Here is a 10,946-nt window from a genome sequence, read left to right as displayed (position 1 = left end):
TTATTTGTGAATAAATTCACATAATTTAAAACCCAGAACGTCACTGCGTTTAGCAGGGCGTTGTGATTAATATTCAAATCGTGCTATGCCAGAAAATTTAGTTAAAAGACAACATTGCAAAACTTGAAAATAGAGTTGCATCATCTCATACAAGAGAAGTCTTTACTAGTGATTCATTATCTATGATACAAAAGGCAATAACGAACAACATTGTAGTTCAAATTAAATACCATTCATTTTATAAAAATGAAATAACACTAAGAGCAATAGAACCATTAGGAATCTATTTTACAGAAAAAGCTTGGGTTGTTGTTGCTTTTTGTAAATTAAGAGATGAAATCAGAGAATTCAGATTAGACCGTGTTCTGGAAATAAGATTTACCTCTCAAACCTTTGATTATGAGGATGAATTCAATCTTTCAAATTATTTTAGCAAATTAATTAACCCTAGTTGACATAGGGCTGTCACTCTCCCATTTTACTATTGTCTCAAATTAAAATTAAGAACAAAAATGAGACAATTATTAATCATACCAACACTAATGCTTTTTGTTAGTTGTGGTAATCAAAACAAAGTAAAAATGAGTGAAAAAACAGAAATGAAAACAACATCAACTTTTCCGAAAGCAAGTGATTTCGTAAAAAGCCCCTTAAGAAATCGAATGGTGTTAGAATTAAATCAACCAACATCAGAAGTGTATGATTTAGTTGGCGATCCAGCAAATATGTCTAAATATAGTGCTGGTTTAGAAAAAGTAGAAACAGTAGTAAGAAACGGAAAATGTACTTCTTATACTTGCTATTTTAAACCTATGGCAGAAGGTGAGAAAGGGGTGATTCATACCGAAAAGGTAGTTTGGCAAGAAACGAATTTAGGTTGGGCTTCAACAAAAAAAGAGGCAACCGAATTTGGGTTTACAGAAAGTTTTTCTCTAACCACTCTTGAAGCAAAGGGAGGTAAAACAATCCTTACATGGGATATGCACTTTAATCACGAAAACGAAGAAATGCTGGTAATGAATAAAACTACTTTAGTAGGTGTTTTTGAAGATATGGCGAAACAACTAATCGCAAAATTTGAAGGAAAACTTATTGAGAATTACATGGAACAATCAACGCAAGAGTAAATGAGTACAGCTCTTAAAAACCTATATTCCAAAGCATTTTTTAACAGCCTCTCCGATTGCCTTGGAGAGGTTGTTCCTAATTTTAATAAGAACGTATTTTTAAATCAAATTTTCAGTACTGAATGGGATCAACTGGAACTAAAACAAAGAATGCGACATATTACTCACGTTCTTGGTGATTTTTTCTCAAAAGAGTTTCATGAATCTGCTGGATATATCAAGCTACTTATCAACAATCTAGAGCAAAAAGGTTATAAGGAGACAAGCATAGAATTTATGTTTCTTCCCGATTTTATAGAAGTATATGGCATAAACGATTTCGACACATCCATTGAACTTATTGAAATAGTTACTCAATTTACAAGTTGTGAATTTGCAGTTAGACCTTTTATTATTAACAATCAAAATGAAATGTTGAAACAGATGTTTGATTGGTCAAATCATAAAAATCATATGGTAAGACGACTTGCTTCTGAAGGATGCAGACCTAGATTGCCATGGGCAATGGCAATTTCATCCCTAAAGAAAAACCCAGAGCCGATAATTCCAATTCTTGAAAACCTAAAAGATGACTCTTCTGAATTTGTAAGGAGAAGTGTGGCAAATAATTTAAATGATATTTCAAAAGACAATCCTCAAACCGTGATTAGCTTGGTAAAAAAATGGAAAGGAAAAACAAAAGAAACAGATGCCTTAACAAAGCATGCTTGCAGAACTCTTTTGAAACAAGGGAACTCAGAAATAATGGAACTATTTGGTTTTGGAACTATTGAAAAAATCAAAATAGTTGACCTTAAAGTTCACAATCCAATAGTAAAAGTTGGAAATTATTTAGAGTTTTCGTTCAAACTTATAAATACGGATAGCATAAGTTCAAAAATTAGACTTGAATATGGAGTGTATTATCAAAAAGCTAATGGCTCTTTATCTAAAAAAGTATTTAAAATTAGTGAGAAAGATTATTTACCGAAGTCAACAAATATAATCAATAGAAAACATTCATTTAAAATAATTACCACTCGAAAATTCCATATTGGAGAACATCAAGTATCCGTTATTGTAAACGGAAAAGAATTTGAGAAAATAGGTTTCAAACTAACAGAATAAAAATAAAAGGGCATAACAACGTATCCTGCAAAAAACGGGCATAGTATACCACCTTCGGCGGGTCAAACTGAGCCACCCGCGGCGGACCAAAGTGAGCATAGTGGGGCGGATGAAAGTGAGCCACCAAAAAGATCGATTCTATTTGAGTGTTGCGATGGTTTCTTTTGTAAAAAAGACCATGGCGAACAAACAGATAGATATGCGAAAGGCAAAAAGGATTTACAAATTGTACGGCGAGGGGGCCAGCAAGCGACGCATCAGCAAGGAACTTGGCATCTCCCGCAACACGGCGGCCAAGTACATCGAGTTCTTCAAATGCTACAGGCTGACGCCTACGAGCTCTCGGAGATGACCCTGGAGGAGATCCACAGGCTCTTCAAGGCGGACCAAAAGCCCAAGAGCGAACAGTTGAGGACCTTAGAGCGGTACTTCCCCTATTTTGATAGGGAACTCCGCAAAACGGGGGTCACGCGACAGTTGCTCTGGGAAGAGTATTATGCGAAGCACCCGGACGGGTTCAAGCTCTCCCAGTTCAGGTACTGGTACCGTGAATGGACAAAGGAGACATCGCCAGTGATGCACTTCACCCATAAGGCGGGCGACAAGCTCTTCGTCGATTTTACGGGCAAAAAGCTCCATATAACGGACAAATATATGGGAGAGATCCAGGAACTCGAGGTATATCTGTGCGTGTTGGGCATTAGCCATTACACCTACGTGGAGGCCTGTCGGAGCCAGAAACTGGAGGACTTCATGCGATGTACCGAGAACGCACTGTAGTTCTATGGCGGGGTCCCCCGTGCCCTGGTGACCGACAACCTGAAGTCCGCAGTCACCAAGAGCAGCAGTTACGAGCCGAAGGTCAACGAGGCCTTTGCCGATTTTGCGGAGCATTACGATACCGCCGTGCTGCCGACAAGGGCCTACAGGCCAAGGGACAAGGCCATCGTGGAGAACGCGGTGCGCATTGTCTATACCAGGGTGGCAGTTTTAACCAATCATCTCCAAGCCCCTATGTTTTCAGAATTTTTTCTTGACCATCCAAAAAAGGACATCCTATAGGACATCTTCATGTGAGTTTTGGACTTTCAATAATAAAAGTAATGAATTAAATGGAAAAGGGTTCAATTATTATTTAGCTACCTATTTAATAATATGATTGTATCTAGTATAATATATTATTGTTAGAATTACGAGGCATTTTAAAGTTAAGCATGATTTCACTTCTTTAATTTTCAAACACAATATGAATTATCTATGAATTAAAAAACGGTGATTTTAGTTGACTTTTTTTATCCTAGTTCCAGTTAATCTCAAATGGCCCCGATAGTAATCCTTTTTTTGATTCTAATGTAACATTTTTGGCTTTGCACAATCGCCATTGCTAACACCAAAAAATGAAAAGATTATAAAACAAATGAAAAAACGAATACAACAGAAAGACCGTTTTAGGACATAATTAAGGTATTATTGACGTTGAACAATACCACATCAAGTTGATACTATTTGAACTTGACGGTATTGGAAAATTATTTTTAATGGCATATCGTGATCTTAAAAAATTATCCTTGCCCCAAGACTTTCATCAATTCATGATTAAGATATAATTTTTCCTTTCCGACCTTTATCGATTTCAAAAAGCCTTTCTCTTCCAAAGCAATCAAATAGTTTCCAACTGTCTTAGGTGTACCCAAACCTATATCCAAAAGATTTTGGCGTTTGGTATAAGGTAGTTTAAATAGCACTTCGACCAAATCTTTTGAATAAACCTTTGGTAATTGTTCCTTTATCTTTATTCCTGTGGTTTCCATCAAGGACACAATGGATTCCAAACGATTTAGGCCCTGAATGGATGTGTGCTCGACCATATCCAACATATACAGAATGTAGTCTGTCCAATTATTTCTTTCTGTCACATTACGCAGATGCCTGTAATACGCTTCTTTGTGTTTGATAATGTAATCGCTTAGAAACAGGGCTGGTATGTCCAAAAGTTTCTCCAGTTTTAATTGTAACAGCAATAATATTCTCCCAGTTCTCCCATTTCCATCTGAAAATGGATGAATGGCTTCAAATTGATAATGGAATATGGCCATTTTAATCAAAGGATCCATCGTATCATTTTGATTGATAAACTTTTCTAGATTGGCCATTTTTCCGCGTATGACATCCTCACCTGAAGGAGGTGTATAAATAATTTCCCCTTTTGAATTTGACAGTGTGGTACCGATCGAGGTCCTTATTCCCGATGTATTTTGTTTGATACATTGGACTATTTCAACGCATAGGTTCGTTGTTATAAAGGGCTTTTTTTCCAGTCTTTTAAGACCAAGCCATATCGCTTCCTTGTAATTGATAACTTCCTTTGTAGCCGGATTATCAAACTTTTTATCTGCGACAACTGCCTTATATAAATCATCATTGGTAGTAATGATATTTTCAATTTCGGAACTCGCTTTCGCTTCTTGAAGATGCAAGCTATCCAAAAACAAGCTTGGGTTTGGTAAATTCCTAATGGCCCCATTTAACTGGGCCAAGGCCCTACTTGCGGTTATGGTCTTGGAAAGGATGACTTTGGTCTCCAAATCTTCTTGTGGTGGAAGTGGAGGCAAATTGTTGAACGGTTTTGTTTTATCGAAAGGAGCCATATACAAGTAAAATTTACTCTTGAATTAAATACAAGAGTAAAAGTAATCATTTTTTACACCTGTTTAAACAATAAAGGTAATTTTTACCCGTGTTTGAAATCTAAAATTCCGTCCCAAGATTCAGCTACCCAATCAGTCCAACTGTTCAAAAAAACTATACATAACCCGATTAGAATCTAAAGCCTGAATCCTACTATTTACGGGGTTCTGAAGGTATAAGATAAAAACAGGACACCCTATAGGACACCTTTATTCTAGGTTTAATTTGGGCATAAAAAAAACCAGAAAATTAATATTTTCTGGTTTTTAATTATTTACAGTTTCACTATATATCAAATGAACCGTTTTTATAGTCGGGGTGGCAGGATTCGAACCTGCGACCTCCTGCTCCCAAAGCAGGCGCGATAACCGGGCTACGCTACACCCCGAGGTGTGTTGGAAAAAGCGGAGAGACCGGGACTCGAACCCGGGCAGCACTTACGCTCTGACAGATTAGCAATCTGCTCCGTTACCACTCCGGCACCTCTCCTGTTTATTTCTTAAGAACGTGCACTCTGAAAATGCGGATGCAAATGTACCTTTTCAGATGTAAGATCGCAACTATTTTTTCATTTTTTTAATGCAACTTTTATCATATCTCTGCTATTCAGGATATTCCACCCGTAAATGATAGATGTTAGTAAGCTTTTGTTTAAGTACTTTCTTCACCATTTCAATCTCCTTCAAGGTAATATTGGCATTTAAATACTGGTTGGCCTGCATCTGTCCCTTAACTATCTTTTCAACAAACTCATCAATTATGGTAAAAGTTGGGTTCTTTAGACTTTTAGAAGCGGCCTCCACAGCATCGGACATCATTAAAATTGCCGTTTCTTTGGAAAAAGGTATGGGTCCAGGATATTTAAAGTTTTCCGAGTCTGTCTCAGAATCAAGCTCCTGTTGTTTTTTAAAAAAATAATAAACCACTGTGGTGCCATGGTGGGTTCTTATAAAATCGATTACCCGATCAGGAAGTTTATTTTTTCTAGCTATTTCAATTCCATTAATAACATGATCTATAATGATTTTGGCACTCTCTTTCGGCGGTAAATCATCATGCGGATTAACACTGGTGATTTGGTTCTCGGTAAAGTAGGTTGGGTTCTCCATTTTACCTATATCGTGGTACAATGCTCCTACCCTGACCAACATTGCATTTGCTCCTATTTCGTTGGCAGCTGCCTCAGCAAGGTTCGCAACTTGTAGAGAATGGTGAAATGTACCTGGAGCCTTGTCCGAAAGTTCTTTGAGCAACTTGGAATTGGTATCGGAAAGCTCTAACAAGGATACATCGGATACGAGTCCAAAAATCTTCTCAAACATATAAATTAACGGTTGGGCAAAAAGAGTCAAAAGACCATTCAAAACAAAAACCCCGAACAATATCCATTCTATGTTTTCCAAATTTCCTTCATGAATGGCATGAAAGGCGAAATAACCAATAATATAAATCAAGGTGATCTGACCTACCGAAATGAAAAGATTGGCTCTCTTATACAGCTCAGACACTGTTAAAATGGTAACAATACCAGCGATAATCTGCAAAAAGATATACTCAAAACTATTGGGCACAACAAAACCAAGAATCAACACGGTCAATACATGAACAAAAAGTCCTAATCTAGCGTCAAAAAAGTTTTTTAATATCAATGGTAAAATACACAAGGGGACCATATAAATATAGTTCTCATAATGCTTTACCATTAAAGTTGTGGCAATTACCATCAACAAAATATTGAAGAAAATAAAGGTTACCTTATTGTTATTCTGAAAAATCTCTGTCCTATATCTTTTTAGGAAAAGGAATAACATAATGAGCACTAGTGCTACCAGGATGGTATATCCCAATAAAATAAAATAGTAGTTACTTCCCATCCAGAGCTCGGACTCATACTCATCTTTTAGGGAATTCAATATTTTAAAATCTTCCGATTCCACAATTTCGCCCTTGGCGATAATCAGTTTCCCTTGGTCCACTTCACCTCTAGTGTACGAAATTTTGGATAGCTCATCGTTCAATGCGCTTTCCGTAAGGGCCTCATCATAAAAAAGATTGGCCCTAAGACTATTTCTGATCAACCCTTGCAAACGATTGGCCCCTGTGGCATTGATACCAGAAAGATATTCTGACACCTCCTTTTTTGCCTGTTCAAGACCTAAATAATCACTCGGGGAAACTGGTTGTGCCTCATTATTTTTTACAACGACAGTAGATTCTGATTGTGGTACATTTTGAAAAATTCCATGTATATATAATTTTTCAACCACTTCTTCAGAAAGTTCCCTTAAAGCTTGTCTCTGGGATGATGAAAAACCTTCCGACTGAAATAATAAATTCAGTTCCTCCCCAACCTCATTTTTTACATCGGAAACCAACGAAGCGTTGTAGGTGTAATAATCCGTTTTGTTTTTACGAATTGAGGATTGCTCCTCCTCTATTTCCTCTTGGGTCTTTTTAATTGAGAAATCAATAGGAGCGTATAAATTTTCATATTGCCACGGTTTGCCCTTCTGAAATTCGTATTTAAATTTCCCTCCTTTTGGGAAAAAGAATACAATCAAGGCTACAGAAATCACATACAGGAAATACTTGTAGACAAGCGATTGGTGTTTATATACATTATCCAAAGTTTTTCCCATTTCATAAAACTGTTAGCTTCAAAAATAGAAAATATATATAAGAAGTCCGTTGACCAATCACCTTATTGGTTTGCATTTAAATTTAGTATTTTCGCAGGAGTAAAAATGCACATATGAAAAAAGTAGTGATCGTTTCCGCCGCAAGAACTCCAATTGGAAGTTTTATGGGAGCTTTATCAAGCATTCCCGCCCCAAAACTGGGGGCTGTGGCCATTAAAGGAGCTTTGGATAAAATAGGACTTAAACCCGAACTTGTCGAAGAAGTATTGATGGGAAATGTGGTTCAGGCAGGCACTGGACAGGCACCTGCCAGGCAAGCCGCTATTTTTGCCGGCATACCCAATACGGTGCCCTGCACAACAATTAACAAAGTATGTTCTTCCGGCATGAAAACTATTATGCAAGGAGCACAATCCATTGCCTTGGGAGAAAATTCCATTGTTGTTGCCGGTGGTATGGAAAATATGAGTTTGATTCCCCACTATGTTTATATGAGGAGAGGTACCAAATTTGGCCCAACCAATTTAGTGGATGGCATGCAAAAAGATGGACTTGTCGATGCTTACGACCAAAACGCCATGGGTGTTTGTGCCGATGCTTGCGCCACTGAGTATGAATTTAGTAGAGAAGACCAAGATGCTTACGCTATTCAATCCTACAAAAGGTCTGCTGAAGCATGGAAGGCAGGAAAATTTGATAATGAAGTAGTTCCTGTAGAAGTACCTCAGCGCAGAGGTGAACCAATAGTAGTGAGTGAAGACGAAGAGTTTAAAAATGTAAAACTGGAAAAAGTTCCAGCACTTAGGCCTGCATTTTCCAAGGATGGAACGGTTACCGCAGCTAATGCATCCACAATCAATGATGGTGCTGCTGCTGTGATATTAATGAGTGAAGAAAAAGCCAATGAGTTAGGTTTGACACCTTTGGCAACAATTAAAGGATACGCAGATGCGGCCCAAGAGCCCGAATGGTTTACGACAGCTCCCGCAAAAGCTTTACCCAAGGCATTAGATCGTGCCGGAGTTTCCATGGATGACATTGAGTTTTTTGAGTTCAATGAAGCTTTTTCCGTGGTAGGGTTGGCCAACATGAAAATCCTTGGACTGAAGGATTCAAATGTAAATGTAAATGGTGGTGCGGTATCCCTGGGACATCCATTAGGATGCTCTGGTGCCAGAATTACGATTACATTGTTGAACATCTTGGAACAAAATAATGCCAAACTGGGAGCTGCAGCCATTTGCAATGGTGGCGGTGGAGCTTCATCCATTGTTTTGGAAAGAAATTAGTGATTCAATCTGTACAGTAAATGCAATATGGAATTTGTCCTCTAAGTATTGTTCCAATCAGAACAAGTCCGGACGATTGTGCCGAAATGTCTTCCCAGTTATTGTATGGGGAGCACTTCAAGGTTTTGGAGAGCAGAAAAAAATGGAGTAGGATTCGGGCAGCTTACGACTATTTTGAAGGCTGGATTCCCAACAATCAGCTATCATTTATTCCTGAGCAAGTTTATAATGATATAGAGGCATTGGAACCACAAAAAATATGTTCCGATGTTATTTCCCATATCTGTACCGATGATGGTATGCTATTGCCTATACTAATGGGGTCCATGATCAACACACCTGCATTATTGAACCATACATTTGAAGGAAACACCCATTCGGGAAAAAATCCCAAAGATAGTTTGGTTGATACCGCAGTCATGTACTTGAAAGCTCCATTTTTAGCCGGTGGTAAAACACCTTTTGGAATAGATTGTTCCGGATTTACACAAATGGTCTATAAAATTAATGGGCATTTATTGGCAAGGACTGCGGAAGAACAATCCAAGCAAGGAGAAGCTTTAAGTTTTATTGAAGAAAGTGAACCTGGTGACCTGGCCTTTTTTGATGATAACGAGGGCATCATAAACCATGTTGGAATTATTTTACAAGACAACTATATTATCCATGTGAATGGACACGTTCGTATTGATAGAATAGATCATACCGGAATCTTTAATTCCGAGGAAAAGTTATATACCCATCAACTAAGGGTCATTAAAAAAGTGATATAAAAAAAGCCCCGAATTATCGGGGCTTTTTTTTAAAGAGGGAAATTACTATTCTCCCAAAAGCTTTTTAATTCTCATGAAATTTTCGTTATCGCCCAAAGCCCCGTAAATATTTTTTAGCTGTGTTAAAATACTTTCGTTGTCAGGGTTGGACTGTAGAGCATCTTCCAAAACTGTTGCACCTTCTCTAAAAAGACTATCCTTTTTCTCCTTAAGCTCATCGTACTTAGCAATATCGGCTTTTGAATTACCCAAAGCATTCATTTCATCAATAAGACCGTTACCTTCGTTCACATAAGTAGTAGAAAGATTTAAAAGGGCATTGATATAACCTGGGTCAATGGCCAATGTTTTTTTGTAAGCATCTCTAGCATCTTGCAGGTTTCCTTGTTCCATATTGATTACACCTATGTTATAAAGCAAATCGGGATTATCTGGAGCCATTGCGGAAGCTTGCCCCATTAAGTCCTTAAACTTGTCCTTATCTCCCATGGCATAATACAAGTTGGCTTCTCCCAATACCAAGTTTACATCGTCAGGGTTTTCAGCCCTTGCATCGGCATAAGCTTCAACTGCTTTTTCATTATTTCCCATTTGTTGATTAATCAACGCGATGTTCTTGACTATCTCGGGCTTTTTAGATGGACTTACCTCTTCTTTAGGGTCTTTATGAGTCCCTGCTTTAACATAAAGGTCTCGAGTAGCCTTATCCATGGTTTCTGTTTCTCCGGACTCTACATTAACCGCAGTATAAGAAACAGACTCTCCATTGTAACCAACATCTTTCAGCTCATTGTAGTATTTTAAAGCTCCTTCATAATCTTGTCCGTTAACCGCACTGCTTGCAGCATAGTAAAGGTATACAGTATCTTTTGGACTAAGTTTGTAGCTCATATACAATTTCTCAGCGGCTTCACTAAACTTTTTATTATTGTTATCCTCTACTGCTGAATTAACCAAATCCGCTGTCATTTGAGACATTTTCTCTTGAGCAACAGAGGTATATTTAGCTTTACCGCTTGCTTCCTCTACAGCAATTACTTTGTTGTAGGCGTCCACAGCAGATTGGAAAGCAGATACATCGCCTTTCTTGGCCAATTCGTAATTTGCATTTCCCAAAAGTGTATAGTACTCGGCCTGATCTTTTTCCTTGGCTGAATCAATAGTCGAAGCAGCGCTGGTCAAAGCAGCTTTTGCCGCAGCAGCATCACCATCTTTAAGTGCCTTTTCCGCTGCCTTCATCTCATCCTTCTGGGCAAAACCCATCGAGGAAATTCCTATGGCTAGAAATATTAATATTCTTGTTCTCATGTTAAAAATTGTAAT

The 10,946-nt window shown here is 37.9% G+C and carries 9 protein-coding genes and 2 tRNA genes; 6 read left to right on the top strand and 5 right to left on the bottom strand.

The features are described 5' to 3' along the window. Window positions 1-182 precede the first annotated feature (182 nt). The 4 genes from D2V08_RS17910 to D2V08_RS17620 all read left to right on the top strand — a co-directional run bounded on the left by D2V08_RS17910 (window position 183) and on the right by D2V08_RS17620 (window position 3,014). On the top strand, window positions 183-455 hold the full coding sequence (locus tag D2V08_RS17910; RefSeq protein ID WP_182835569.1) for a helix-turn-helix transcriptional regulator: 273 nt from the start codon (window positions 183-185) through the stop codon (window positions 453-455). Window positions 456-512: 57 nt separating this feature from the next. After that, complete coding sequence (locus tag D2V08_RS14780) at window positions 513-1,127, top strand: SRPBCC family protein (RefSeq protein ID WP_119608946.1); 615 nt, start codon at window positions 513-515, stop codon at window positions 1,125-1,127. Continuing rightward, entirely contained in the window at window positions 1,128-2,234 is a 1,107-nt protein-coding gene (locus D2V08_RS14775; RefSeq protein WP_119608944.1) for a DNA alkylation repair protein, read from the top strand. Between the two features lie 315 nt (window positions 2,235-2,549). Next, window positions 2,550-3,014, top strand: a complete 465-nt coding sequence (locus D2V08_RS17620) for a transposase (protein WP_119608942.1) — start codon at window positions 2,550-2,552, stop codon at window positions 3,012-3,014. A gap of 782 nt (window positions 3,015-3,796) precedes the next feature. Here D2V08_RS17620 and D2V08_RS14760 read toward each other — a convergent pair. The 4 genes from D2V08_RS14760 to D2V08_RS14745 form a co-directional block, all read right to left on the bottom strand. Beyond that, complete coding sequence (locus D2V08_RS14760; RefSeq protein WP_119608938.1) at window positions 3,797-4,882, bottom strand: Fic family protein; 1,086 nt, start codon at window positions 4,880-4,882, stop codon at window positions 3,797-3,799. Window positions 4,883-5,235: 353 nt separating this feature from the next. Continuing rightward, a tRNA-Pro gene (locus tag D2V08_RS14755) sits at window positions 5,236-5,310 on the bottom strand. A 17-nt stretch (window positions 5,311-5,327) separates the two neighbouring features. Then, window positions 5,328-5,411: transfer RNA gene (locus D2V08_RS14750), tRNA-Ser, on the bottom strand. Between the two features lie 113 nt (window positions 5,412-5,524). Next, on the bottom strand, window positions 5,525-7,561 hold the full coding sequence (locus D2V08_RS14745; protein ID WP_119608936.1) for an HD family phosphohydrolase: 2,037 nt from the start codon (window positions 7,559-7,561) through the stop codon (window positions 5,525-5,527). Between the two features lie 113 nt (window positions 7,562-7,674). On the opposite strand from D2V08_RS14745, the gene D2V08_RS14740 reads away from it, so the two are divergent. Next, a complete protein-coding gene (locus tag D2V08_RS14740; RefSeq protein ID WP_119608934.1) occupies window positions 7,675-8,850 on the top strand; it encodes an acetyl-CoA C-acyltransferase in 1,176 nt (391 codons plus the stop codon). A 20-nt stretch (window positions 8,851-8,870) separates the two neighbouring features. Then, a complete protein-coding gene (locus D2V08_RS14735) occupies window positions 8,871-9,623 on the top strand; it encodes a C40 family peptidase (RefSeq protein WP_119608933.1) in 753 nt (250 codons plus the stop codon). A gap of 45 nt (window positions 9,624-9,668) precedes the next feature. On the opposite strand, the gene D2V08_RS14730 is transcribed toward D2V08_RS14735, so the two are convergent. Then, the gene (locus tag D2V08_RS14730; protein WP_119608931.1) at window positions 9,669-10,931 is read right to left on the bottom strand and encodes a tetratricopeptide repeat protein; all 1,263 of its coding nucleotides are present in this window, start codon (window positions 10,929-10,931) and stop codon (window positions 9,669-9,671) included. Window positions 10,932-10,946 lie beyond the last annotated feature (15 nt).

This window comes from Flagellimonas lutimaris, from assembly GCF_003581615.1.
Taxonomy (GTDB): Bacteria; Bacteroidota; Bacteroidia; order Flavobacteriales; family Flavobacteriaceae; genus Flagellimonas; species Flagellimonas lutimaris.
The sequence above is the reverse complement of the archived record's forward strand: the minus strand, read 5'-3'. Positions and strand labels throughout refer to the sequence as shown.

Excerpts from the sequence above, each read along its gene's own strand:
- D2V08_RS17910 (WP_182835569.1), top strand. The coding sequence starts at position 183 with ATGATACAAAAGGCAATAACGAACAACATTGTAGTTCAAATTAAATAC.
- D2V08_RS14780 (WP_119608946.1), top strand. The coding sequence starts at position 513 with ATGAGACAATTATTAATCATACCAACACTAATGCTTTTTGTTAGTTGT.
- D2V08_RS14775 (WP_119608944.1), top strand. The coding sequence starts at position 1,128 with ATGAGTACAGCTCTTAAAAACCTATATTCCAAAGCATTTTTTAACAGC.
- D2V08_RS17620 (WP_119608942.1), top strand. The coding sequence starts at position 2,550 with ATGCTACAGGCTGACGCCTACGAGCTCTCGGAGATGACCCTGGAGGAG.
- D2V08_RS14760 (WP_119608938.1), bottom strand. The coding sequence starts at position 4,882 with ATGGCTCCTTTCGATAAAACAAAACCGTTCAACAATTTGCCTCCACTT.
- D2V08_RS14745 (WP_119608936.1), bottom strand. The coding sequence starts at position 7,561 with ATGGGAAAAACTTTGGATAATGTATATAAACACCAATCGCTTGTCTAC.
- D2V08_RS14740 (WP_119608934.1), top strand. The coding sequence starts at position 7,675 with ATGAAAAAAGTAGTGATCGTTTCCGCCGCAAGAACTCCAATTGGAAGT.
- D2V08_RS14735 (WP_119608933.1), top strand. The coding sequence starts at position 8,871 with ATGCAATATGGAATTTGTCCTCTAAGTATTGTTCCAATCAGAACAAGT.
- D2V08_RS14730 (WP_119608931.1), bottom strand. The coding sequence starts at position 10,931 with ATGAGAACAAGAATATTAATATTTCTAGCCATAGGAATTTCCTCGATG.